Below are 24515 nucleotides of genomic sequence, written 5' to 3' on the forward strand. Positions count from 1 at the left end.
AGGAGTTATTTTGGATCTTCTTTCACCTCAAGCGATAAGAAAACAGGTTATTTCTAAAAGCATTCAAGCACCGAGTGTACTGTATAGCGGTGTGATTACTGTTGTCGGCACTGTGTATAGCGTGTTGTTTGATGGCAGTGTTTTAAGTTGGGGAGTAAGCCTTGCTGCTGGCACCGCATGTCTTGCGAAAATATTTTGGGGATACCAAGTTAAGTATCAACGTCATGCGTTAGAGATTGTGGATCATTATCACCACTCTTTATTAGTAAAACGTGAACAAGCATTGGCTGATTTACAACAAGCATTAAATGAGATTAAGCAAGCCGATGCGTTAAAACAGCTTGAGCAGTTAAGCCGAAAGTTTGCCGCCTTTCAGGATGTGCTTGATAGCAAATTAAATAAAGATGAGTTGGCGTATTCACGTTATTTAACGATGGCTGAAGCGGTCTTTGTTGGTGCTCTCGATAATCTTCGATCCGTAGTGGTCAGTGCTAAAGCGTTATCTGGTATTGATTATGGGCACATTAATCAACAGATACAGAGCTTAAAAGCCGAGCGAGTAACGTTAGCAGAATCATCTGCTCTTATTGAACAACAAATGGATGCGCTGCAAAAGCGCGTCGAAATCTACCAACAATCTCAGCAACATATTTCCACCGTGTTGACGGAAAACGAGCAAGCGATGACTGAGCTTGATCGTGTAACGACGCAACTATCATTAATTTCTTCGCAGCAGGGCATGGAGCTTGAAACTGCGATGGAAGAGTTACGTCTACTTGCTCAACGTGCACAAAAATACAGTACTCGTTAAGGATAGAAAAATGGCACAACAAGACACGACATTAATATTAGCGACACCTGATACTGTAAAAAAGACCTTAGATATTCCAGTTTCTAGTTCAGAATCAAGCGACAAAATAAACCGTAAAGTTGAAGATACCTTAACTGCGCTATTAGCGATCGGTGAGCGAGATCTTACTGAACAACGTGATATGGCAAATTTAATATCATCGTTGGGCGAAGATAGTTGTCGTCAGTTAGCGCAATGCAGCCAATTATTGAAAACCCCGTTACATACTTTAGTCGATGATGCGCAAGATGGCGGTGGTACCGCTAAAAGTTTGTTGGATCTACAACAAAAAGTGAATGCAGTTAACCCTAATCGTACCGATTTTACGATGGGAACCATTCGTCGTTTATTGAGTTTTCTTCCTTTTGTCGGTACGCCTATTGCGAAATGGTTTGCTCGGTACCAAACCGCAGAAGGGGTGATCAAAGACATTGTGCAATCACTACGCGGCGGGCAAGCGCAATTACAGCGCGACAATATCACGTTAGAAGATGATCAGATTCGTTATCGTGAACTGACATTTTTATTAGAAGATTATGTTCGTTTTGGTCAACTACTTGATACCAAAGTAAGTGAAACTCTTGAGACGCAAACCTTAGCTGAAAGCCAAGTTAAGTTTTTACAAGAACAAGTACTATTTCCGTTACGTCAGCGTGTCATGGACTTACAGCAAACCTTAGCGGTGAACCAACAAGCGGTGATCACTACCGAGGTGATCATGCAAAATAACCGTGAACTCATTCGTGGTGTTGATCGTGCTATTAACGTTACGGTGTCTGCGCTTGAAACAGCATCGGTGATGTCTATAGCTTTGCAACATCAGAAGAAGCTCTTAAAAGCAACGCAGGCAGTCAATGAAACCACCAATGATCTGATTTTACAAACCAGTGAGCAACTTCGAGATCAAGGGGTGACGATTCAAAAGCAAGCCTCTGAAAGTCAGTTAGATATTACTAAGCTTAAACAAGCGTTTTCTAATATAAATGCCGCATTAAATGATATTAGCCAATACCGTGTGAAAGCGCTGCCGCAAATGGCGCAATCTATTTTGGAAATGGATCAATTAACTGAGCAGATGGAAAATCGCATTAAAGATGCTGAAAAAGGTAAAGAAATCCAAAGTAATCTGTCTCAGTTAATTGAATTATAAAGCTAAAAGGATGAAGCGATGGAAAATCACCAACAAAAGAGCTTACTGCCAGTAAAAGGAGCACATTGGAAAAAGTGGTATGTCCCTTTAGAAGAAGAAAATGCCACAGTACGTGAATGTTTAGCAACTCAAGCGCCTGTTGCTGCTGGTAGTGCTGATATTCCTTTAATTGTTAGGCTAATTGAAAATCCAAAATTTGATATACCGGGAATTAATTTATTCAACGGTGCGGTAAGTCTTGAAGATCATGACGTGATTCATCTTTTATTAGGTCGAGGTATGTTGCCAAAAGACGAAGCGTTCGTGATTGGTTTTACTATGGGATCTTCTAATAGGATGACGACCGCTGAAAAGAAAATGTATACCTTTGCAGCGAAGTACCTGTACCCGGGGCCTTATAAATTTTCTGATGATGATATTGTCGTTTTTAAGAAAGCGGCACATTTAGGCTATGTCTCAGATTGCCAACCGTTAGATAAAGTTAACTATACCGAGCTAATGGATCTGACATTGAAAGAGGCGAGAGAGCGAGTCGGTTTAGAGCCTGAGTTGCTAGCAGCATATTATCAAATTGAAAGTCAGCGCTATCCGCAGTTTGAGGAGTGTTTGCGTATTACACCGCAAGGACGTGAATTGTTAGCATCACAATTAAACGCTGATAAATTAGCAGGATGATGAATAGTTAAGACGAGTGATGTACAAAGTATAATGAAAAACAGTGAGTAAAGGTTGTTTTTTAAACGAACGGTAATTTTTATTAAAAAATAGGGTTTACAGAAAGTTCGGTACTCTGTATTATTCGCAGCACTTACGGAGAGATGGCTGAGTGGTTGAAAGCACCGGTCTTGAAAACCGGCATACGTTAATAGCGTATCTAGGGTTCAAATCCCTATCTCTCCGCCATATTCTAGAGATTCGATGAAATCGGGTTTCATAAAGAATTGGAGCGGTAGTTCAGTTGGTTAGAATACCGGCCTGTCACGCCGGGGGTCGCGGGTTCGAGTCCCGTCCGCTCCGCCACTGATTTAGCCCGATGCGAAAGCATCGGGCTTTTTCATTATATGCCTATCTAAATCATTTATTGATATATTACATCTACAAACTCTGTCGAACTGACTGCTGTCATTAATAAGATCACTTTTGAAATAATACTGTATGAAAAACAGAAATTATTTTGTGTTTTATATAAATACCTCGAAAATTTAGAGAGCTCAAATGAAGCGTGATTCTGGTTTTACATTAATCGAACTGATCGTTGTTATTGTTATATTAGGTATTCTTGCTGTGGTTGCAGCTCCTAAATTCCTAAATATTCAAAAAGATGCAAGGATAGCTTCTTTAAAAGGAGCTAAAGGTGCATTAACGTCGGCTTTTTCAATGTTTTCTGCAAAAGTTGATATGCCTAATAGTAAGATAATTACCAAGCAACTTGGCGGTACGTCAGTACGTTTTTTGAAAATAAACGGTCAAGAAATTCGTATTAATGATATAGATAACTTTCCGTTAATTCTTCTTCCGCTATATGCTGGTGATAGCAAAGATAAACCATTAAAAGATATTCAAGCGCTTGCCGATATTGATCTATCTTATGATGCGAAAAGTAATGAAGGTAAAGCAGATTTCAACTTGGTTGTAACGGGTGATGGTGGCTTTTATATTTTTCCTAAAACAGATCGATTTTGGTCAGATAAAGGAGAAATCAAACAGTGCTCGTTAGAATATATTCCAGCCACAACATTTAATCATCAAATGAGTCACTTTGAATTACACCTCTCTGATTGTTAATTATTAGTTTTCTATAACGTCAAAGAATACCGCTAGCCAAATGGTTAATTGCTTAGGATCTGTCCAGCTAACACGATGCTTTTTATGAGCTGGAATATGGAGATGATCGCCTTTCTCTAATGTTACTATTTCATCATTATCAAAGGTGATCTCTGCTTTACCCTCTAACACAATTACCCACTCATCTTCACTCTGATCGTACCATTTGTCTGCAGGGGTTATGTGCCCCTTTGATACTATGCGTTCAATACGGACAGAGCTTGTATCCAGTAAGTCGATAAACTCTTCATCTTGTATTTCATTGGGGAGTTGACTGAAAATATTCATTGAATTTGCTCATTAAGTAGCGAGATGAAAATAGCATAAAGTTTAGAAATGAGTGTGGGTATATCATTGAGGTGAGTGTTACCAAAACCGAGTACGACCCCATGCCAATTCCGTTTTGTATCTGGTTGTTCGTAATAGTTAAGTGGACGAATGATAATTCCTTGTTTTAATGCGCATTTCGCAAACTGCTTTTCACACACAGGAACTTGCCATTTCACTGTGACATGTAACCCCGCCGCTTGACTGATCACTTGCCAATATTTGGAGCTGTATTTTTCTATACTTTGCAGCATATGCTGGTATTTGGCTTGATAAAGTCGTCGCATCTTTCGAATATGGCGCAGTAAATCTCCAGCTTGAATAAACTCAGTCATGGCTAATTGAAGTTGGATCTGGGTTTCACCACTCGAGGCATCTTTTATTTCAATATAGCGAGAGACGAGGTTTTTTGGCACCACCATATAACCAAGCCTAATACTGTTACACATGATTTTACTAAAGGTACCAATATAGATGATGTTGACCTTTATTCCTGTTTGATAAGCCAACCCTTGTAGTGAGGGGTAAGGTCGGTGAGCGTATTGAAATTCGCTATCATAATCATCTTCAATGATCGTGACGTTATGGAGGCTTGCCCATTCAAGTAATTGTATTCGCTGCGAGATATTAAGTGTTGTGCCTAATGGATATTGGTTACTTGGGGTTATATAGATAGCTTTTGCCTTGGTTTGAGCCAATTGATCCATCTCTATGCCAGTAAAAGGGGTAACAGGTAGAGGCGCAATATTTACATTACAAAGAGAAAGTACTTTGCGCATTTGGGTATAACCCGGATTTTCCACTAATACCGTGTCGTTAGGTTGTGTTGTCGCCATTATTGTCATCATCAAGGCTTGTTGAGCCCCTGATGTAACGATGATCCTCTCTGCGCTTACGTTCACTGAACGGGATGTTTTTAAATAGTGGCTTAATACCTGTCTAAAATTGATATCGCCTTGTAAATCATTGCAGCCAAGAAATGATTTTCTATCAAATTGTTGTTGATATAAGCGTTGCCATTTCTTTGAAGGAAAATGAGCGAGATCAGGAACTCCGGGCGCAAAAGCATTATTGGTATTATTTACCTGCGGCTGTAGTGATGTTGGTGCTAAGGCATGCTGGTTATGTGCTGTTGTGAGGTAATGTTCAGGTAGGCGCGCTGAAATATAGTATCCACTGCTGGCTTTACTTTGAATATAGCCTTCAGCGACTAATTGCTCATAAGCGGCAATGACAGTATTGCGGCTAACTGACAATGCTTGTGATAACTGTCGGGTTGATGGCAGTTTGCTATTGGTTTCCCAGTAGCCTTGGGTGATTTTATCCCTAATAGCAATAAACAGTGCTGTTTGGCGAGAGCTTTGCTGTGCAGACAGCGCCAAATCCCCAATATCTATTTTCAAACTGGATCCATCCATTATTCAAAACTGGCTCTTATCCACAGTACCAAAATTTGATGTTATGTCTATCCGACGCCATTTAAGTTGTGAGCAGAGAAGGACATCATGATGCTATCAAACACCAAAAGAACCGAAATAAAGAAGAGCCAAAAGAAAGCAGTATTTGAAACAGCAAAGCTATATCAAATTATTGATGAGAGCCTGATCGCTCATATTGCTATTAACCAAGATGATCAGCCTTTTGTTATTCCTATGCTGGTATGGCGAGTAGATAACAATATTTACGTGCATGGCGCTAAAAATAGTCGCTTGATGCGAGCGTTAAAACAAGGCCAATCGTGTTGTTTAACTTTTACCTTATTTGATGGCTGGGTATTGGCGCGTTCAGCTTTTCACCATAGTGCACATTACCGTTCGGCAATGGTATTTGGTCAGTTCGAGACCATTGAAAGTAATGCTCAAAAGAATCAATTATTGAATCATTTTATTGAGCAAATTGCGCCAGGAAGAAGTGAATTGGTTCGCCAAGGTGATGAGAAGGAATTAACTGCCACAGAATTATTAGCGATGCCATTGACTGAAGCATCGGTGAAGATAAGCAATAACGGCGTTGGTGATGAAGCAAAAGATAAAGATATTCCAGTATGGGCAGGAGTATTGCCTTATAGAACGGTTGTTGGCCCATTAATAGACGATGTTGAGCATGATAGGAGTATTCCTCAACCAGATTATTCATCTGTCTATGGAGAACGCTGGTATAAAATACTAAGTCCTGAAATATAACAGGACTTAGTACTAGGAGTATTAGCAAGATCGATTACGGTACGAAATTATTCGTGGTGGTGCTTACGTTTACCTTCAGTGGTTAAACGAGCATTGCCATGTGAATGTGCACGACGCTTACCTTTACATGTTTTCATATCGCCTTTAGCCATTTTTAAATCCTTAATAATGAAAGTATTAGAACAAAGAAGATATTTGTATGATAAATATCTCTCGCTATGCTTCAAGGTCCTCAGGCTGGTGGTATAAAACAAGTGGTGTAAATAAAAACGTACAATTTATGATGGATAACTTAGATATAACGACAGGTTGTTTCGTAAATTAAGTAGATAGAAATATATTTTCCAAAATGTGACCATTATTTTGAAATATATAAGAATGAACTATCTTCTATATATATTCGCTAGATTCTTAAGTCGTAAGAAATATAAGAATAAATGAAAGCCTGATAACAAATGCTGGAAGGCGTTATCAGGCTTTATTATTTTTTACTTAAGAATATGGTTCATTATTCTTCCCATTGGACTAATTGATCACTTGGCCAATCATGTCCAATATCTTCGTATTTTTTCTCAAGTACATGGCGTTTGATTTTAAGTGTTGGAGTCAAGATGCCATTTTCAATCGACCATGGTTCTTTGATCATCAGTACACCTTTAATTTTAGCGTGAGATTCAAGCTCATTGTTTATGGTATTAATCACGCGGTGTACTCGTTTTTCATAACGTTTACGATCAAAGTTCGGGAAGTCGTGAGGCAGTGCCAGCAAAATTGGGGCGGGCATGCCCGATCCAACTAAACACATCATCTCAACATTACTCAATTCAAATAGACGCTTTTCAATAGGAACAGGGGAGACAAACTTTCCTTTGGCAGTTTTGAACGTATCTTTTTTACGCCCTTGAATAGTAAGATAGCCTTCTTCATCTAAAAAGCCAATGTCACCAGTATGTAGCCAACCGTCTTGGTCGAAGCATTCTTTAGTCGCTTCCTCGTTGTTGTAGTAACCAGAGAATAGCCCTTTACTGCGAACCAGTATTTCATCATCTGCGGCTATTTTCAGTTCTATTCCTGGCGCGGCATTACCCACCGTGCCGACTTTATCGCTTCGATATGGATAGTTTAATGTGCTGTAAGCAAAGGATTCGGTCATGCCCCATGCTTCGGTAATGTTCAGTCCAATATTTTCGTACCAACGCAATAATGCCGCTGAAACAGGGGCTGAGCCACAGCCTAGTACTCGGGCTTCATTTAGCCCTAAACCATCAGCAAGTTTACGTTTTATCAATCCCGAAATGAGTGGGATTTTGAGTAATAAATTGAGTTTTGCTGGTGGCAGTTTCTCTTGAATTCGTTGTTGGAACAATGTCCAAAGCCTTGGTACAGAAACGAAAACTGTTGGGCGGTGCATTTTCACATCATCAATAAAGGTATCAAGTGATTCAGGAAATGCGACCTGAAGTCCTGACATAATGGAAGAGCCAAAGATATACACTCGTTCAGTAATATGGGCGAGAGGTAAGTAAGAGAATAGACGCTCTGTTTCGCCCAAACCAATGTGTTGAGTAATTTGATGTGATGCCCAAGCAAATGAGCCGTAGGTTAACATCGCACCTTTCGGTAATCCTGACGTGCCTGATGTGTAAACAATCGACATTAACTCATCATCATTGTGAGTTGGACGCTCTTCACTTGGTTGATGTTCGCTGATCAGTTGTGAAAAGGTGTATTGCCCTTGAGGTGTTCCTGGGTAACTCAATGAAATTGTAGGGATGTGTGGCAGTTTATTGGTTACGCTATTAATAGCATCTGGGCTATCGAGTTTACCAACAATGATCAACTTGCTGTCACTATGGGTAACACAATGCTCAATGGTATCAGCGCCTGCTGTTGGGAAAATAGGTACACTGATGTAGTTACCAAGCATCATTGCGAGATCGCTAATGAACCATTCAGCACAGTTTTTTGAAATTAGCGCAATACGCTCACCGGGTTGAATACCAAGGGCTCGAAAGGCACTGACCAAGCGCAATGCTTTGTCTGCCACTTCTGAATAAGTGTAATCGACAAATTGACGGTTAATGATTTGACGGAGGTAAATGTCGTTTGGACGTTCTTCCGCCCACTTTAGGATCATGTCATTGGGTAGCAGTTGAGCCATATTAATTTCCCTTAAATGGATTGCTACAAGTACAAGGATGTCTCCGGAAGAAGATATCATTTGTTATTATATTGTTAAATTTAATGCTTCTTTTATGAGGTAGTCAAGGTGTGGCATAAGGAAAATCAGTAAGATAAATTGGCTTTCACAACGAATCGCATGTATGAAAAGAAATTAACTGACTTAAAATCAATCAATTATTTTAAACGCTTGTATGAAAACTTTAAGAAAACGGTCAGAGTTAAAATAAAAACTTTGTATTATATTTGTTATAAAGATCATATTTGTGTGGGGGGATTTAGGATAAAGCAACAACCATTGGTTGCTGATTGTTGCTTGCCGATATGACTTCTAGATTAAATTTTGCGCTTGATTATGTAATTTTTGGAATGTTGACGACGTGCGATCTTGTACTCGACAAACACTAAGTAAATCTTCAATGAAATAGCCAAGTGCACGAGACTCAATGATCTTCATTTTTTGTTGTATTTCTTTGGGTTGATCATCGTAAATAGAGGCAGCCCCGAAATCACCCACGAGAATGTTTGCTTCATTATCAAATAAAACGTTATGGGCATAAATGTCACCGTGAGAAACGCCTTGGTTTTGCATATGGGTAATCACATCAGTCATTTGCGCTACCATGCTATCGATTTGTTCAATCGTAAGTTCGAAACCGTCAGGGAAAGTATCTCGGGTACAGGTTGCAAAAGTTGGCGGTAGTCCTAGGTTTTTAAAATGCGCAGGGATCAGCGCCATCACTAAAGCGAGGTGTTTAGGATCTGTTACGTGCGCCAAAGACTGAACAAGGTTTGGATGACGCCCTGTTTTTAAACAGGCATTTAATTCATCTTGTGGGTAACCATCAGAAGTCACTTCACCTTTAAATACTTTCACTGCAATATCATCAGCTAACTGGTGAGCATTATTACGCCATGTCGCTAAGGAAATAACGCCTGAAGCCCCTTGTCCTAATACATGTTGCAACTGGTAATCGGTAGGCGATACTTGAGGCAAATCATTATCGACCTGTTGATGACGGTTAAAATCATTACCTGAAAACGCTAACCAGGCCAACTTAGGTAAATCCAGCAATTGGGTTGGGAAAGCTTGCAGTCGGTTAGCTGATAAGCGGATCAACTCAAGGTTGTGTAATTGCGCCATGTTGGCGGGTAGTTCGGTAAGCTGATTACCCGCTAAAGCCAATTTTTGCAAGCGAGGACGCAGGCCTAAGCTATTAGGTAATTGAGTGATTTTATTATCAGTTAAAATTAGCCAACGTAACTTTTCCGGGAGCGCAGTCTCATCCACTGTTGTGATTTGATTGGATTTAAACCCTATCATTTCTAAGTTCGGGCAGGCACCTAATACTTTGGGCAATTCAGTAAAGCAGTTATTAGACATAAATACGATGCGTAACTTGGTTAGTTTGGCAAAATCGTCGGGTAATTGGCTAAGTTGATTATCGGTTAGATCAAGGATCTCTAAGCTATCAGCGAGCGTTAATATTTCTGATGGGAAAGCGGTCAATTGTTGCGAGATCTTTAATCGGGTAATGCCTGCTAGCTCACCTGAGCGTACTTGTTCTAATGTGTGCAAAATTGGAATGCCTAATGATTGAGATGCGAATTGGGTTATTGTAACGTTTATGGCGTAAATGCCAATTTTTGAAATTGCGATAGGGATATTAAAGACTTATCTTTTGCTGAAAATAGTATGCAATATTTTGTTGTAAAAATGTCCATTGAAGCAGTTGCACCCCTGTCAAACCTCAGTAAACTAGCGCCTGTTTTTGATGTTTCTCATCTTCTTTTTTCGTTTGTTAGTGAGCTAGCTAATACTGAGGGTTCTGTGTTTAAAAAAGCGTTATTACCATTACTGGTTATGTTTACTGCTGTAACTGATGTTCAAGCTGCATCTTCGTATGCGACTTATCCGCCAACGGGAAGTCGAACAGTAGATGATGTAATGAAACGTTATTCTCCTTTTGTTGAGCCTCGTATTAAACGTTACTTTGAGAGTGCAGGCCTTACTTATCCTCCTCAAAATATCGCTCTTTTTGCGATGAAAGAAGAAATGTCGTTAGAGCTATGGGCTGAAGAAAACGGCAAATGGTCTTATGTAAAGCGTTACGATATCGAGAAAATTAGTGGTAAAAAAGGACCTAAACTTCGAGAAGGGGATAAGCAGGTACCTGAAGGTATTTATCGCGTGTCGTTATTAAATCCTAATAGTCGCTTTCATTTATCGATGAAACTGGATTACCCAAATGCATTTGATCGTAAATATGCACGATTAGAAGGGCGAACAAAACCAGGTAGTAATATCTTTATTCATGGTAAAGAAGCTTCTACAGGGTGTTTAGCCATGGGTGACTACAGTATTGAAGAGCTATTTTTATTAGCAGAAAGAACTGGGCTTAATAATATTGAAGTGGTGATCAGCCCTCGTGACCCAAAGAAGGGAAAACTGATTGCGGCATTAAATCAGCCATTTTGGACCCAAATCTTATATCGCAATATAGAGCAGGAAGCGCGTAAATTTGGTCGCTAGTATTAGCAAAAGGCGTGGTGTAAGAAGTAAATATTTACATGGTATGTGGTGCTTTTTAACCATATACCGCGCCATGTAGTTAAAAATCCCAGTTTACGCTAGTTAAGGGAATAACATTTTGTAATACTAATGCGAGCCACTGATTTCAATGACGGCAATTATTGAAATCGTACTGTTGCATTGAATGATTAGAATAGAGTCAACTCATTATGCCAAAGCGTAGTAAAGAAGACACAGAGATAACCATCCAAACTATTATGGATGCCGTGATTGATCAAATCCTTACCTTAGGTTATGACAAAATGTCGTACACCACGTTAAGTAATCAAACAGGGATCTCTCGTACTGGCATTAGCCATCATTTTCCTAAGAAGCAAGACTTTGCACATGCGCTTGATGGACGTATTTATCAATTGTTTGTTGATAAACTCGATTTAACAGGAGATCTTGCGGCATTTTCGGCAAGCTGGTCAGTTGCACTGGATGACGAAAAATTCCGTGCGATTTTACGTTTATTGTTCCACCATATCTCTTCTGCTGAAACTTCACATGAATTTGCACATAGTGGTATTGAGCGTTTATTTACTCTATGTGAAGCACGTTATGGTCAACAAAGCATTGATGAACTGGAAAAACTATTAGGTCGTTCATTAATTCGCTTAGCTCGATAATTTTGTTATTGAGATCTTGTTTTTGCGAATAGCTCAAATGACATGAAACCCACTATTTATAGTGGGTTTTTTTATATCAATTGATAAATCGTAAAATACTGTAATGGTATGTAACTGTTTTTAAGGTATTATTATATTTAACAATAATATTTGTACCGCCTTATATTTATAAGGTGAAATGGTAACTAATAAAAAACTATTTCATTTTAGAGTTATTACTCTAAAATGAACCACGTGTACATGAGAGACGGGTATCAAAGGGTTACCTCTATGAGAATAAAACCATTTATGGTTAAGCCATTGGCTATCGCATTGCTTGCTATTGCGCCAAGTATTTACGCATCGCCAATTGCATTCAGCGATGCTTGGCATACAGTCGTCACAAAGAATGATGGTTTAGCCGCTGAGCGCGCTAGTGTTGCGCAAGCTGAGCATATGCAAGATGCGGCGAGTGATTTATATCTACCTACCGTGACGGTAGGAGCAAACTACACGCGCCTTGATCAAGATGTCAAACTATCGCCATCAGATTTGTTTGGCAGTATGCCTGCATCATCAACGCCTGCGGGACAAGAGTTAACCAAAATCATAGCTGAGCTTACGAAAGTAACAGGGTTAGATCTTAATTCAGCGTTAACATCAACGATTGCAGATCGTGATGTGTTAACCAGCTCAGTTCGTGCGATTTGGCCTATCTTTACTGGTGGTCGCATTAGCGCAGCACAAGATATCGCTCAAGGGAAAACCCAAGAGGCGAAATACATGTTAGCCATGATGCAGCAAGCGAAATTTGAAGATTTATCCCGCTTTTACTTTGGTGTTGTATTGGCAGAGAAAGTCGTCGAAACCCGTAAAGAGGTTGAAGCAGGGCTAAAACGTCATTATGAACATGCAATAAAGCTGCAACAGCAAGGTCAGATTGCCAAAGTTGAGCGCTTGCAAGCAGAATCGGCTTACGATAAAGCGAAAGTCGATACCCAAAAATCAGTACGCGATCTAGAAATCGCTCAAGTCGCGTTAACGAAACTGTTGCAACAATCGAGCACTGCAGTACCAACCACTAAGCTATTTATTAATAGCTCCCTGCCGCCAATGTCATCTTTTCTCAATAAGACGCTTGCAAGTTATCCCGGTCTTCACATTTTAGATGCGAAACGTAAGCAAGCAGATGGCTTAATCGATGTAGAGAAAGGGAAATACTACCCAGAAGTGTACTTATACGGTGATTACAACCTGTATGAGAATGACAGTTTAGCTTCCAAGATGGCACCTGATTGGGCTGTCGGTATTGGTGTCAGTGTACCGCTTATTGATAGCTCTGGTCGTTCAGGCAAAGTGAAAGCTGCCCATTCGATGGTGACGCAAGTGAATCACTTACGCGCTCAAGCAGAGCAAGATCTCAGCGTATTGGTAGAAAAAACTTATCGAGAAGCAAACCAAGCGTTGGAAGAATACAATGGTTTGAAATCAAGCCTAGCATTAGCGAAAGAAAATATTCGTCTACGTGAAAAAGCCTTTAGCCAAGGATTATCTACCTCTCTGGATGTGGTGGATGCTGAGCTTTATCTCTCTGCTGTCAAAACTCAGCGCTTAGCTGCGGCTTATCAATACGTTATGTGTCTAACTCGCTTATTGGCAATAAGCGGTGAGATGAACACCTTCAACAACTATCAGCAATATCAAGGTATCGAGGTTTAAAAATGAGTAAGTTGAAATCTATGGCAGTGGCGGTTCCTGTGATCGCTGTTGTGGGTTGGTTGGGTTATACCTTCTGGCACGCTTACCAGCCTCAACCTGAACGTATGCAAGGTCAGATTGAAGCACAGCAATACAATATTTCATCGAAAGTGGCAGGTCGTATTGATCAAGTGCTTGTACGCAAAGGTGATGAAGTAAAACCAGGCCAACTTATTTTCACCATTTTAAGCCCGGAAATTGATGCCAAGTTAGAGCAAGCAAAAGCCGGTGAATCGGCTGCTGGTGCATTGGCTGAAGAAGTGGAAAAAGGCGCTCGTCGTCAGCAAGTGGCTGCGGCAGAAGATCAATGGCGAAAAGCAACAGCTGCAGCAAAGTTGATGCATAAAACCTATATTCGTGTGAACAACCTTTATAAAGATGGCGTGATTGCAGAGCAAAAACGTGATGAAGCTTATACCCAATGGCAAGCTGCGCAATACACTGAAAGTGCCGCTTACCAAATGTATGAGATGGCAAAAGAAGGTGCGCGAGTAGAGACAAAACGTGCGGCACAAGAGAAAGTGAAAATGGCGGCTGGCGCAGTAGCAGAAGTTGAAGCTTATGCGGCAGATACTAAGATTTCTAGTTGGCACTCAAGGTGAGGTTTCTCAAGTGTTACTGCACGATGGCGAGTTAGCACCACAAGGTTTCCCTGTTGTGAACATCATTGATATTCACGATGCGTGGGCAGTGTTTAACGTTCGTGAAGATAAGTTAAGAGATTATCAGGAAGGAAAAGAGTTTAAAGCAACGATTCCTGCATTAGGTGATAAAGCTTATACCTTCAAAGTGACGCATGTTGCTGTGATGGGGGACTTTGCGACTTGGCGTGCGACTGATACAGCGAAAGGCTTTGATATGCGTACTTTCGAAGTCGAAGCACGTCCAACACAGCCTATTGATGGTCTACGTGTCGGCATGAGCGTAATTGTAGAGCAGTAATATGAATGGCTTTCAATATGTGAAGCAAGAATGGCGAAACATATGGAAAGATGGCTGGCTACGAGCATTAACACTGTGGTTACCTGCAGTGTTATTTCTCACGATGTGGGCTATTTTTTCAGCGGGTATCGCTCATAACTTGCCTGTCGGGGTTGTCGATCTTGATCATAGCCAGTTGTCACGCCATTTCACTCGCTATGTAGATGCAAGCCCGACGATGGCGGTGACACGTCAATTTACTAGCCCAGATCAAGGCAGTGAAGCGATGCGAGCGAACGAGATCTATGCCATGGTGGTGATCCCCGATAACTTTGAAAAAGACACAAAGTTAGGTTATTCGCCGCAGATCACCACGTTTTATAACGGGCAATTTATTTTGATCGGTAAATTGATCAACTCCGCAATGTTACTTGCAGAAGGTACATTTAATGCGGGCGTTGAAACTGTTAAAAATATGGCAACAGGTGCTCCAGTTCCTTTGCAAGCAATGGGACAAGCGGTACCTATACGTGGACAAATTACGCCGTTATTTAACAGTAATAGCCATTATGGTCAGTTCTTAGTCTCAGCCATTATTCCGTCGATTTGGCAGATCTTGATTGTTGCAACCACGGTGTTAGCCATTGCGCATGAAGCAAGAACACAAGGTCTGTGGCAATGGCTACAAACATCACCTGTTTCTAAATTAATGGGTAAGTTAGTTGCCTATACAGGACTATTTCTGATCCAAGGTTTGTTGTTCTTGTGGTGGATGTATGTCGCACTCGATTGGCCGATGCATGGTGATTGGCATATTTTGATTGTCGCACAATTACTAATGGTGTTGGCATGTCAAAGTATGGGGGCATTCATTTACTTTTTAGCAATGGAAGTGCCTCGTGCAATGAGTTTTGTTGCCGCATTTACCGCACCAGCTTTTGCTTTTATGGGCATTACCTTTCCGGCAACTGATATGCCTGTGATTGCCAAAATGTGGCGTAGCTTATTACCAGTTAGTCATTACATTGAAGTGCAATTACAGCAAGTGGATTACGGCACAGGTTGGTATCAGGCCTCTCATCAATTGTTTATTCTGTCGTGGTTTATGGTTGCGATGGTATTAGCTGTGATGTTGATGTTAGTCCATCGTCGTAAAGCACTAAGTGGCAATACTGTAAAAGGGGAAGCCTAGATGGGATGGTTAAATTTATTTAAGCATGAGCTAAAAGCCATTTTTACTAATGTTTCTTTAGTTTTTACAGTATTTGGCGGTGTGATTTTTTACTCGTTTTTATATCCATTGCCTTATACCAATGAGCTTCCTCGTGATCAGAAAGTGGCCGTTGTTGATCTTGATCAAACGCAGATGAGCCGAGAATTGATCCGTATGGCTGATGCCACACCACAGGTTCATATTACCCAGCACTTAGGCAGTATTGATGCGGCTAAACAGGCGTTATTAGATCGTCAAGTCGAAGGGATTTTAGTGATCCCTCATGACTTCTACAAAGATGTGATGCTGGGTACGAGCCCAACACTGGCATATGCAGGTAATGCGGCATTGTTCTTGGTGTACGGTACGATTGTTGAGGGTTTAAGCTCGGCAGGAACAGATTTAGGTGTTCACGCCAAAATTAACCGTTTGGTCTTGAAAGGGGATAACTTCGTTCAAGCCACTGAGCAATACAGTGCGATGAAACTCAATATGCGTCCTGTGTTTAACGTGACCATGGGTTATATCAATTACGTCGTACCTGCGGTATTTGTACTGATTTTGCATCAAACACTGTTAATTGGTGTCGGCATGGTGGGGGCATCTGAAAACGAGGCTCGTGCTGCGGGTAAAACTGGCTATTGGGCTGAATATCCAGTATGGATGATCATGATGGTACGTGCTTTTATCTTCGTGATGATTTATCTGGTATTAGCTTGTTACTACTTTGGTTTTACCTTTACTTATTATGGTGTAAATCGCTTAGCATCTATTCCTGACTTAGTATCGATGACAATAGCATTCTTGCTAGCAGTGATTATGCTAGGGATGGTGTTAGGGCAATTGATCCCACGTTGTGAGTTGGTGACATTAGTTGTACTACTTAGTTCGTTACCGCTAGTATTTACCGCGGGTTTTATTTGGCCAACGTCAGAGCTACCAACCTTACTACGTGAATTATCGCAATTAGCGCCGTCAACGCCTGCAATCAATGGTTTCCTTGGCTTGAATCAGATGGGAGCGACATTTGCTCAGATGATTGGCTGGTGGCAGCAATTATGGCTACAAGCATTAGGTTTTGGTGCTTTAGCGTTTTGGTTAATGTCACGAGCACGAAAAGTCAGTCACTAAGCCAATAATCATTCAACAGAAACAAAAAAGGTCACTATCAAGTGACCTTTTTTATATCAATAGCAAACTAGAAATTAGTCAGCCATTTCAGCGTTGTGGTAAACGTTTTGTACGTCATCACAATCGTTCAGTGCATCAAGGAATTTCTCGAATGCAGCGATATCGTCGCCAGCAAGCTCTGTCATTGTCTGAGGAACGAAAGAGATTTCTTCTACATCGATCTCTAGCTCAGGCATTGTTGCTGTTAGTGCGTTCTTAACCTTGAAGAATTCAGTGTGAGGAGCGTAGATAGTGATCATGCCATCTTCACAAGTGATGTCAGTAACATCTACGTCTTCCATCATTAGGTTTTCTAGTACAACTTCTTCGTCAGTACCTTTGAATTCGAATACCGCTTGGTGCTCGAACATGTGACCAACGGTACCTGGGCTGCCGATCTTAGCGTTGTTTTTAACAAACGCTTGGCGAACATCCATGAAAGTACGGTTGTTGTTGTCTGTTAGACAGTCAACAATTACAGAACAGCCACCAGGACCAAAACCTTCGTAGCGAGCAGTAGAGTAATCTTCACCGCCGCCGCCTTTAGCTTTATCAATAGCTTTGTCGATAACGTGCGATGGAACTTGGTCTTTTTTCGCTTTTTCGATTAGACGACGAAGAGAAAGGTTGCCATCTGGATCGATACCACCATTCTTAGCACAAACGTAGATTTCTTTACCGTACTTAGAGTACACCTTGATCTTTGCGCCTTGAGTTTTCGCCATCGCTAATTTGCGAACTTCGAACTTTCTTCCCATGAGGAATCACTCTCTTTATTACTGTTTGAGACGGTCAATTTTGCAAGGATTCTACCAGCAACCCCCCTGTTATTGCTAGCGGGATCTGCTATTTAGCTTAGTAAAACCATATTTTTTATCATTAGGGTGAAGGAGTAATTATCCAATTATTTACATCTTTTTTAAGACTGTGACGTAGCAGAGCGTTTTGTTAACAAATTCAGAACGTATCAATAAATGAGATGGTGAAATTACTACGACATAAGACAGTACAGAGGAGAAAACCTGATAAACAGTAATGCAGAGATGTTTCAGTCTCACAATATAAGAATATTGTGCATTTTAATTTTTGCTTTTCTCATATGGTAAGAATTGTGTTTGCGAGTTACTCTTTTATTGGTTAAAACAAATCATCATACAAAAATAAGAAGCCACCATCGTGACAAATTCTCTTAGTGCTAATGAAAAGTTGCTACAAGTCTTGATTCATATCGCAGCTTCTCCAGTACCACAGCAAGCACAGCAGTTAAGTGCTGAAATGAACATGCCAATCAGCAGCCTTTATCGCTATTTGGCGCTGTTACGTGACTGGAACTTAATTGAAGAAAATCATGGTCACAATACTTATAGTGCTGGCCCTGCTGCACTGCAGTTACAACGCAATTTCCATATGCATTCACCATTACCAGATGGCGTTCGTCCTATTTTAAAACGACTACAGCAACAAACGGGTGAAATGTCGGCATACATGGTGCCTGTAGGTTTTAATGCCTTGTGTGTCGATAGTATAGATAGCCCATACGCACTTCGTTGTAGTTATGAGAAAGGGCAAAGTCAGCCGTTGATCCGTGGTGCTTCTGCAAAAGTGATTTTGGCTTATTTACCTTTATCTCGTCAGATGAGAATTTTGAATCATTATGAGATCACAGAGAAAGAGCAAGTTGATGCATGGCTAACAGAACTTGATCTGATCAAACAAGATGGATTTGCGATCAGTACTTCTGAAATTGACCAAGGGGTGTCCGGTGTAAGTGCGCCTGTTTTCATGGGTAATAAAGTGGCAGGTGCTGTGAGTGTGATGGCACCAGCAGAGCGTATCAACAGCCGTAAAAATAAAATTGTTATGTGTGTATTGCAGGCGGCTCGTGCGTTACCGCCTCAACATTAATTCATCACGTTTTTGATCAAAGGAAGAGAAACGTATGTTTGTAGATCAGTTAAAAAAACTCTTTAAACCGAATGAGACGAAATCTCTTGGTCAACATCGAACACATACGTTAATTTCTCCCTACACCCAACAACGAGAGCATGGTGTGGTATTACTTGGTGTGATTTCTGATCTCAGTATTGGCTGGAATCGAGGTCGACAAGGTGCGAAAGATGGTCCTTCAAGTATTCGCCGTATTTTGCCGTATACACATTCTCATTCAAAACTGCCATTTTATGATGCGGGTGATATTGAAGCGCTTAATGATGACATGAACTTTTCATCATTAAGCCAGCAGCAGGCGCAAACGTTAGGCGAAATTTTAAAAGCAGGGCATTTTCCTATTGTTCTAGGTGGTGGACATGAAATCTCAATCGCGAGTTATCAAGCGTTGTCTGATCATGCTGCTGAAATGGCTCAGACACATACCGAATGGTTAGTGTCGGAAACGAATGTGAGTTGTGTCAAATACAGTTCTGAGTCGATTGAATATACTTCGGTTCAACCATGCCAACCTCGTGTCGGTATCATTAATTTTGATGCCCACTTTGAGTTGCGACCAACCTTAGCGGTACGCTCTGGCTCAGCTTTTCACACCGCACTGTGCTATAGCAAAGTGCAACAACGAGCATTTCACTATTTAGGTTTAGGGATATGCGATCACGCAAATTCCCAAGCGATGTTTAAATTAGCAGAAGATCTTGGCTGTGAATGGTTACTTGATAGCCAAATGACATCACGCAATAAAAAAGCGGTGCAAGCCAAACTCGATAAATACATCAATAGCGTGGATGTAATCCATTTAAGTATTGGGCTTGATGTATTTTCAGCTTCTATTGCGCCAGGCGTTAATATGACCCAAATGCAAGGTGTGGGCTTACCTATGGTAGAGTGGGCAATTAAACACATAATGGCAAGTGGCAAAGTAAAGTTAGTTGATATAGCTGAGTTAAACCCTGAATACGATTATGCCAATCAAACCGCGAAATTAGCGGCTAAGCTGGTTCAACAGATATCAAGAAATTTATTTCAATGTTAGGGAATACTTCAAAAAATATCCACTTTTATCTATGATACCTACTTTAAATAATGAGTAATGCTTCTAAATGGAAATTTAGAAGCATTTTTTTGTCTGTTATCTTATGTATATTCGCAAATTGCTTAGAGTTGTAATTAAATTCAGTGGCTATTTAAGGATGATAATGTGAATATGCAGCATAAAAAAACACTGCTCTCAATATGCATGATGTTAGGACTTTCCGCATGTGGCGGAGGTGGGGGAGATGATGAAGCAAAAAATAATGTTGAAGTGCCAGATGTTAGTGAATCTGTTAGCGGTAGTTATACGAAAGATGATATCAAGTTTAATCTAACGGGCGTCGTCAGTGTTGTAACTACATCTGAATTAGCTGAAATTCCTGATACAAGCTCATTATCAAGTAAAGCTATTTCTTTTAACTCTTATTCTGCTTTTAGTGATGATAATGCTGCTAAAACAAATTTATTTGCTGTAAATGATCAAGGCGATATGGCTCCACTGGTTAATCTTCCTGGTACAGCGAAGTTTGATTACACTGTAAGCAGCCCTGATGGTAAATACTTATATGCTTTAGCTGGAATTGACCTTTATGATTATAACAATAGTAATTATGATCTTTTAACAAATACCAACTGCTCTATATTTAAAATTGATACAAAAACGAGTGATTGGAGTTGTTTAATTGAAAACGTAATTGCTGAAACCCCTTCGGGATATTGGGGAGAGGTTAATGATGGACGATTAAAGCCATTGCAAATTGACCAAGCCGGTAATGTTTATTTTTTATCCAGAAGCTTTGAAGTATTAGGTGATGATAATTATAAATATATAAACTATGATTATTCAATAGATCAAGTATTGGTTAAAGTGACTCCTGATGGTGTTTCTAAACCTATTTCGATTGATAATAAAACAATAAGTAGTTTTCTTGTTACTAATGGTAATTCATTAGTTTATCGTTCAGATAAATTAATAATGATTCCAGACTTAAATGCAGAAAAATTGGGCTCTATCACTCTCAATTCAGATAGTTGGTCCAATGGTTGGTATACCGTAGATGATTATCAAACTGTTATTTATACACCAAATTATAACAATGATAGTGTTGGATTTTCCCAGCCAAGTAAAGAATCACCTGGTGGAAGATCTAACCGTGAAATTAATGCATATAAATTTGACTCTGGATGGCTGAAAAATATTATTTTAGGTGATGATGGTTATATTTATGGTGTATATAGCTCTAATGAGAGTGATGATGAAGGTGACTGGAGTGAGTATGCAAAACTTCAACGAATTCTGCCATATTCTCCTGATGTGATTGAAAGCGTAAAAATACCAGAGGATAGTTGGTGGAACTATAATCAAGAAATGCAAGTCGCAAAAGGATATGTGTACTTCATTGAAGAACAAAAACATGAAGCATATGGTCAGAGAGATATTATTGGTGCTACACATTTAACCAATGGTAAAAAAATAGCGCTATTAGATGGTGAGTGGACTGATGAAAGATATGATATAGAAACATGGAAATTATCTGGTGATTATATTTATTTCACAGGGTTAGATCAGTCATCATCAACAATGATTTCAGGAAAAGTTGATGTTGCTAAACTTAATGAAGGTAAAGAAGAATCGGAATATTTAACCATTAATGAAACGGCATCTGTTAGCGGTGATAGTTTAACTATTTTAGATATGGAAGTACTTCGCCCTATTGAACCTAGTAATTCTGGCGGTTACCCAAGAATTACAGAGTTCGTTTCATCGATAGAAGATATCTACTCTAGTACGATTAAGTTTAATAAATGGATGGACAAAGAAAGCGTATCTGAAGGCTTAAGTGTAACTGATAGTGATGAGAATACAGTTAGTACTATGGTTGTGTGGCTAAACCGTATTGCTCATTTGCTATATGATACAAGTGGAGATCCTGAAACAAAAAGGGAGCCTCTAAAGTTTGGAACTGATTATAAAGTTACTATTTCCAAAGATGTTAAAGGCGTCGATGGTGTCAGTTTAGAACATGAACAACCAGATGATGCTGACCGTACTTTCGAGTGGAAAGTAAGACCTGAAAGTGGCGTTATCTTATCAAAAGAGAAATATACTTCATCTTTATTAGAGAACAATAATAGCGTATTAAAAGTATTTAATGGTCAATTTAATATTGATTTTATTAAAAGTTCAAATTATCTAGATCATACTATTGAATTTACAACAAAACTAAGTAATGTTTTTTATTTTAGAATCAATGATCGTGGCGTAATGGATTATTGGTATTTGAATTCAGTGCTACATTTCTATAATAATGAATGATTATGATTATGATTATGATTATGATTCTAGTGAGTATTTGGATTTAAAAAATAAAATTGCTAAATTCACAATTAATTTGTCTGAAACTGATGATGATAAGGTAAAAATTGATATTACGATTACTAGTGATGATATTTCTCCAATAAATATCACACGTTATTACAATAGTGATGTTAAATACGATGTAGTATTAGATACAAACATATCTAATTATAATCCTTATGCCAGTATAATGTTGGATGATATAAAGGTTATTGATAATCAGAATGCAACTGTATTAATTGATGATGGATTTGATGTACTTCCAGTAGTTGATGGTACTGATATCTATAATTTCACCAGTGCATTATAAATACTTCATACGTTAATATTAAACGGCCTTATTTAATAAGGCCGTTATCTGGAAATTATTATGAATATTAAAAGGAATTTAATACCATTAGGTTTGTTTTTATCTTTTGGTAATGTAAGTGCATCTGAAATTAAGAATGATTTTGATGGATATTCTTATTTTACGGCAGGAATGGAAAATATTACTTATGAAGAATCATTTGATAATATCAAATCATCTGTTGATGTAAGTAGTATGGTTATAAACACGGGGGGGGTTTATGTTATCAACGATAGATTTGATTTTTCGATAGATGCACTGGCAACATTTTCTCCTGATGCGAGTGAGGAAAATTGGAATTTATCAGGAGTCGCACTTCAAAAAAATAAATTTGAATACACGCGTGCATCAACTAACGTACAGCTTCACTATAAATATACACCAGAGTTTCGTTTTTTAGCAGGTCCTTCATTTTCATACCAGACATATAAGCGTTATAGCTTTGAAGCGTTAGATCCTCGTGTTGAAGCGATTGATGGCGTGGTGGAAGAGAATACCACTGATTTATTCTTTGATGTCGGTATTGCTTATGAAAGTGCAGCAGTAGCGAATGTGCCTTGGCGTTATAGCTTAAAAGCATTAGTGGGATACCCTGTATGGAGTGAAGCAAAAAACACCAATTACGATGGTGTTAAGTTTTCTCCATCGGGTTATCGTTACTCGCTAAGTGGTAATGTATCATTTGAAGTATTAACTGGCGTTCATTTAGGACTTTATGCCGCTTATCATTTCGATCAGCGTGATGAAGATGGCGGTAAGCATTTTTTTGGCAGTGATGGTGTCACTCGTGAAGTATCATTACCGGAAGCTAAAACAACGAATGCTACATTAGGTGCGCAAGTCATCTGGAATCTATAGTAAAAAGGGCAATAACACTGTTATTGCCCTTTCTTTTATTAGCTCTTCAGCAATTGCCAGTATTTTGGGTAAATATTAACAGCATCACCAACATCATTAGTAAACTCTCCTTTATTTACTTCCTCATCTGTTGGGAAGATCATTGGATTGTTTTGTACTGCTTTTGGTAAAAATGATTTAACTTGTTTTATTACTAGCTGTGAATATTTAGTGCTGAATTGTAACGAAAGACTGAGTGCATAAAGCTCAGCCTTTTTTATTAATTGTACTGATAATCATTGGCGTCCTTGGATTAGAACTAGAATTGTTCCTGTGAACAGTATATGCCCCGATTGCATATAGTGTTGTTGCTCTGTATGTACAATATATTGTTAATGTTGTAATAGGGGAGTTTAGTTGTATTCAATAGATATAAATTAAATATGCTACTGATTTTGTAATTGAAGAATATAATGTAACTGTATATAAAAACACTATTTATATATACAGATTTATTTTATTTGTTGAATATCAATGTCAGTTTTCTGTAAATAAATGTTGTGTTCGATCACGAAATCAAAAATATTAATCATTGATATTCTGAATGGATTAATTAATTTTTTCAAAATTGAAATTCCATTAAAAACTGAAAATAAAAAATTCAAATTAAAACAATAGGTTGTCTATTTAATTGGAGTAGGGGAAAGGCTTGTATAAATATAATCGGTTTAAATATGAGCAATATTAGCATTAGCTGTACTCATTTGTTTTTAGCGCATTATTATAATATTCTATGCAACCAAAGAGAGCTCTCTCTTAATATTCTATACACCACAAAGTGTATTTCTCCGTTATTTAATAAAAAACTATGTTTTTATAGGTTTTCATCAACAGGCTCGGATATGGACGTTAAACAAAGCTGGGGTTTTATTTCAATTTCAATTGGTATTGTTTCATTGGTATGGGCAAGCATTTCATTAAGTGGCATGGTTGGACAAGAGCATGTATTGCTTGAAATGGGGTCTTATATTCATGCGAGTAGCACTGATTTCTCAAATACTAATTATGCTGAAAAAGTGATGGCTGCCGAGCGACATAAGAATTTTGTGGTATTGCTAAGTGGTGTAGTGATGGCGCTGTTAGGCTCTATCATGATCAAAGGGCGCTTTAATAAATTTTAAGTTTTTCTTTTGCTCAGATCATAATAGGAATAAAAAAATCCGCAACA

At 39.1% G+C, this 24515-nt stretch carries 22 protein-coding genes, 2 tRNA genes and 2 pseudogenes; 19 read left to right on the top strand and 7 right to left on the bottom strand.

All coding sequences use genetic code 11. The annotated features are described in order from the left end of the window. The first annotated feature begins 10 nt into the window (after positions 1–10). The 6 genes from Q7657_RS01880 to Q7657_RS01905 all read left to right on the top strand — a co-directional run bounded on the left by Q7657_RS01880 (position 11) and on the right by Q7657_RS01905 (position 3785). Positions 11–811, top strand: a complete 801-nt coding sequence (locus Q7657_RS01880) for a hypothetical protein (RefSeq protein ID WP_107166129.1) — start codon at positions 11–13, stop codon at positions 809–811. A 10-nt stretch (positions 812–821) separates the two neighbouring features. Next, the gene (locus tag Q7657_RS01885; RefSeq protein WP_107166128.1) at positions 822–2000 is read left to right on the top strand and encodes a toxic anion resistance protein; all 1179 of its coding nucleotides are present in this window, start codon (positions 822–824) and stop codon (positions 1998–2000) included. Between the two features lie 18 nt (positions 2001–2018). After that, positions 2019–2675 (top strand): hypothetical protein, encoded by a 657-nt coding sequence (locus tag Q7657_RS01890; RefSeq protein WP_107166127.1) that lies wholly within the window; start codon positions 2019–2021, stop codon positions 2673–2675. A 137-nt stretch (positions 2676–2812) separates the two neighbouring features. Next, positions 2813–2903: transfer RNA gene (locus Q7657_RS01895), tRNA-Ser, on the top strand. Between the two features lie 40 nt (positions 2904–2943). Further along, positions 2944–3020: transfer RNA gene (locus Q7657_RS01900), tRNA-Asp, on the top strand. 195 nt (positions 3021–3215) lie between these two features. After that, complete coding sequence (locus Q7657_RS01905) at positions 3216–3785, top strand: type II secretion system protein (RefSeq protein ID WP_107166126.1); 570 nt, start codon at positions 3216–3218, stop codon at positions 3783–3785. 3 nt (positions 3786–3788) lie between these two features. Here Q7657_RS01905 and Q7657_RS01910 read toward each other — a convergent pair whose 3' ends face one another. Both Q7657_RS01910 and pdxR read right to left on the bottom strand, forming a co-directional pair. Further along, a complete protein-coding gene (locus tag Q7657_RS01910) occupies positions 3789–4112 on the bottom strand; it encodes a cupin domain-containing protein (protein ID WP_498827225.1) in 324 nt (107 codons plus the stop codon). After that, positions 4109–5569 (bottom strand): MocR-like pyridoxine biosynthesis transcription factor PdxR, encoded by a 1461-nt coding sequence (gene pdxR / locus Q7657_RS01915; RefSeq protein ID WP_107166124.1) that lies wholly within the window; start codon positions 5567–5569, stop codon positions 4109–4111. The genes Q7657_RS01910 and pdxR overlap by 4 nt, the downstream gene beginning before the upstream one ends. Positions 5570–5659: 90 nt before the next feature. Here pdxR and Q7657_RS01920 point away from each other — a divergent pair, with 90 nt between their 5' ends. Continuing rightward, positions 5660–6334, top strand: a complete 675-nt coding sequence (locus Q7657_RS01920) for a pyridoxamine 5'-phosphate oxidase family protein (protein WP_498827303.1) — start codon at positions 5660–5662, stop codon at positions 6332–6334. Between the two features lie 47 nt (positions 6335–6381). Here Q7657_RS01920 and Q7657_RS01925 read toward each other — a convergent pair whose 3' ends face one another. The 3 genes from Q7657_RS01925 to Q7657_RS01935 form a co-directional block, all read right to left on the bottom strand. After that, positions 6382–6486 carry a 30S ribosomal protein THX gene (locus Q7657_RS01925; protein ID WP_080562918.1) on the bottom strand — a complete coding sequence of 35 codons (105 nt, stop codon included), beginning with the start codon at positions 6484–6486 and terminating at the stop codon, positions 6382–6384. A 356-nt stretch (positions 6487–6842) separates the two neighbouring features. Then, complete coding sequence (locus Q7657_RS01930) at positions 6843–8495, bottom strand: AMP-binding protein (protein ID WP_107166122.1); 1653 nt, start codon at positions 8493–8495, stop codon at positions 6843–6845. Positions 8496–8846: 351 nt separating this feature from the next. After that, positions 8847–10094, bottom strand: a complete 1248-nt coding sequence (locus Q7657_RS01935) for a leucine-rich repeat-containing protein kinase family protein (RefSeq protein ID WP_107166121.1) — start codon at positions 10092–10094, stop codon at positions 8847–8849. A gap of 117 nt (positions 10095–10211) precedes the next feature. On the opposite strand from Q7657_RS01935, the gene Q7657_RS01940 reads away from it, so the two are divergent. The 6 genes and pseudogenes from Q7657_RS01940 (at position 10212) to Q7657_RS01965 (ending at position 16721) form a co-directional block, all read left to right on the top strand. Beyond that, the gene (locus tag Q7657_RS01940; protein ID WP_258178255.1) at positions 10212–11048 is read left to right on the top strand and encodes a L,D-transpeptidase family protein; all 837 of its coding nucleotides are present in this window, start codon (positions 10212–10214) and stop codon (positions 11046–11048) included. 209 nt (positions 11049–11257) lie between these two features. Beyond that, positions 11258–11719: a TetR/AcrR family transcriptional regulator gene (locus Q7657_RS01945; RefSeq protein ID WP_053987588.1), complete on the top strand. Its 462-nt coding sequence runs from the start codon at positions 11258–11260 to the stop codon at positions 11717–11719. A 270-nt stretch (positions 11720–11989) separates the two neighbouring features. Continuing rightward, positions 11990–13417 carry a TolC family protein gene (locus Q7657_RS01950; RefSeq protein WP_053987589.1) on the top strand — a complete coding sequence of 476 codons (1428 nt, stop codon included), beginning with the start codon at positions 11990–11992 and terminating at the stop codon, positions 13415–13417. A gap of 2 nt (positions 13418–13419) precedes the next feature. After that, positions 13420–14398: pseudogene (locus Q7657_RS01955) on the top strand (HlyD family secretion protein). 1 nt (position 14399) lies between these two features. Further along, positions 14400–15569 (top strand): ABC transporter permease, encoded by a 1170-nt coding sequence (locus Q7657_RS01960; RefSeq protein ID WP_107166119.1) that lies wholly within the window; start codon positions 14400–14402, stop codon positions 15567–15569. Then, the gene (locus Q7657_RS01965; RefSeq protein ID WP_107166118.1) at positions 15570–16721 is read left to right on the top strand and encodes an ABC transporter permease; all 1152 of its coding nucleotides are present in this window, start codon (positions 15570–15572) and stop codon (positions 16719–16721) included. 74 nt (positions 16722–16795) lie between these two features. Here the strand turns inward: Q7657_RS01965 and Q7657_RS01970 are convergent, their stop codons facing one another. Further along, entirely contained in the window at positions 16796–17518 is a 723-nt protein-coding gene (locus Q7657_RS01970; protein ID WP_053987593.1) for a YebC/PmpR family DNA-binding transcriptional regulator, read from the bottom strand. A gap of 418 nt (positions 17519–17936) precedes the next feature. Between Q7657_RS01970 and Q7657_RS01975 the strand changes: the two genes are divergently transcribed. From Q7657_RS01975 to Q7657_RS01995, 5 genes are all read left to right on the top strand, one after another. Then, the gene (locus Q7657_RS01975) at positions 17937–18665 is read left to right on the top strand and encodes an IclR family transcriptional regulator (protein WP_053987594.1); all 729 of its coding nucleotides are present in this window, start codon (positions 17937–17939) and stop codon (positions 18663–18665) included. A gap of 34 nt (positions 18666–18699) precedes the next feature. Continuing rightward, on the top strand, positions 18700–19743 hold the full coding sequence (locus tag Q7657_RS01980) for a formimidoylglutamase (protein ID WP_107166117.1): 1044 nt from the start codon (positions 18700–18702) through the stop codon (positions 19741–19743). A gap of 165 nt (positions 19744–19908) precedes the next feature. Next, positions 19909–22059: a hypothetical protein gene (locus Q7657_RS01985; protein ID WP_498827230.1), complete on the top strand. Its 2151-nt coding sequence runs from the start codon at positions 19909–19911 to the stop codon at positions 22057–22059. Further along, positions 22052–22411 carry a hypothetical protein gene (locus tag Q7657_RS01990; RefSeq protein ID WP_498827232.1) on the top strand — a complete coding sequence of 120 codons (360 nt, stop codon included), beginning with the start codon at positions 22052–22054 and terminating at the stop codon, positions 22409–22411. The genes Q7657_RS01985 and Q7657_RS01990 overlap by 8 nt, the downstream gene beginning before the upstream one ends. A gap of 60 nt (positions 22412–22471) precedes the next feature. Then, positions 22472–23308, top strand: a complete 837-nt coding sequence (locus tag Q7657_RS01995) for a hypothetical protein (RefSeq protein WP_107166115.1) — start codon at positions 22472–22474, stop codon at positions 23306–23308. 38 nt (positions 23309–23346) lie between these two features. Here the strand turns inward: Q7657_RS01995 and Q7657_RS02000 are convergent. Next, positions 23347–23457: pseudogene (locus Q7657_RS02000) on the bottom strand (spermidine/putrescine ABC transporter substrate-binding protein); the annotation flags it as partial. 732 nt (positions 23458–24189) lie between these two features. On the opposite strand from Q7657_RS02000, the gene Q7657_RS02005 reads away from it, so the two are divergent. Next, the gene (locus Q7657_RS02005; protein ID WP_107166114.1) at positions 24190–24468 is read left to right on the top strand and encodes a molybdenum cofactor biosynthesis protein; all 279 of its coding nucleotides are present in this window, start codon (positions 24190–24192) and stop codon (positions 24466–24468) included. The last annotated feature ends 47 nt before the right edge of the window (positions 24469–24515 follow it).

The organism is Candidatus Photobacterium acropomis (assembly GCF_030685555.1).
GTDB lineage: Bacteria > Pseudomonadota > Gammaproteobacteria > Enterobacterales > Vibrionaceae > Photobacterium > Photobacterium lucens.

What these genes read in the sequence shown, in the direction of transcription:
- Q7657_RS01885 (WP_107166128.1), top strand. Translation starts at nt 822, where the DNA reads ATGGCACAACAAGACACGACATTAATATTAGCGACACCTGATACTGTA.
- Q7657_RS01890 (WP_107166127.1), top strand. Translation starts at nt 2,019, where the DNA reads ATGGAAAATCACCAACAAAAGAGCTTACTGCCAGTAAAAGGAGCACAT.
- Q7657_RS01905 (WP_107166126.1), top strand. Translation starts at nt 3,216, where the DNA reads ATGAAGCGTGATTCTGGTTTTACATTAATCGAACTGATCGTTGTTATT.
- Q7657_RS01910 (WP_498827225.1), bottom strand. Translation starts at nt 4,112, where the DNA reads ATGAATATTTTCAGTCAACTCCCCAATGAAATACAAGATGAAGAGTTT.
- pdxR (WP_107166124.1), bottom strand. Translation starts at nt 5,569, where the DNA reads ATGGATGGATCCAGTTTGAAAATAGATATTGGGGATTTGGCGCTGTCT.
- Q7657_RS01920 (WP_498827303.1), top strand. Translation starts at nt 5,660, where the DNA reads ATGCTATCAAACACCAAAAGAACCGAAATAAAGAAGAGCCAAAAGAAA.
- Q7657_RS01925 (WP_080562918.1), bottom strand. Translation starts at nt 6,486, where the DNA reads ATGGCTAAAGGCGATATGAAAACATGTAAAGGTAAGCGTCGTGCACAT.
- Q7657_RS01930 (WP_107166122.1), bottom strand. Translation starts at nt 8,495, where the DNA reads ATGGCTCAACTGCTACCCAATGACATGATCCTAAAGTGGGCGGAAGAA.
- Q7657_RS01940 (WP_258178255.1), top strand. Translation starts at nt 10,212, where the DNA reads ATGCAATATTTTGTTGTAAAAATGTCCATTGAAGCAGTTGCACCCCTG.
- Q7657_RS01945 (WP_053987588.1), top strand. Translation starts at nt 11,258, where the DNA reads ATGCCAAAGCGTAGTAAAGAAGACACAGAGATAACCATCCAAACTATT.
- Q7657_RS01950 (WP_053987589.1), top strand. Translation starts at nt 11,990, where the DNA reads ATGAGAATAAAACCATTTATGGTTAAGCCATTGGCTATCGCATTGCTT.
- Q7657_RS01960 (WP_107166119.1), top strand. Translation starts at nt 14,400, where the DNA reads ATGAATGGCTTTCAATATGTGAAGCAAGAATGGCGAAACATATGGAAA.
- Q7657_RS01965 (WP_107166118.1), top strand. Translation starts at nt 15,570, where the DNA reads ATGGGATGGTTAAATTTATTTAAGCATGAGCTAAAAGCCATTTTTACT.
- Q7657_RS01970 (WP_053987593.1), bottom strand. Translation starts at nt 17,518, where the DNA reads ATGGGAAGAAAGTTCGAAGTTCGCAAATTAGCGATGGCGAAAACTCAA.
- Q7657_RS01980 (WP_107166117.1), top strand. Translation starts at nt 18,700, where the DNA reads ATGTTTGTAGATCAGTTAAAAAAACTCTTTAAACCGAATGAGACGAAA.
- Q7657_RS01990 (WP_498827232.1), top strand. Translation starts at nt 22,052, where the DNA reads ATGAATGATTATGATTATGATTATGATTATGATTCTAGTGAGTATTTG.
- Q7657_RS01995 (WP_107166115.1), top strand. Translation starts at nt 22,472, where the DNA reads ATGAATATTAAAAGGAATTTAATACCATTAGGTTTGTTTTTATCTTTT.
- Q7657_RS02005 (WP_107166114.1), top strand. Translation starts at nt 24,190, where the DNA reads ATGGACGTTAAACAAAGCTGGGGTTTTATTTCAATTTCAATTGGTATT.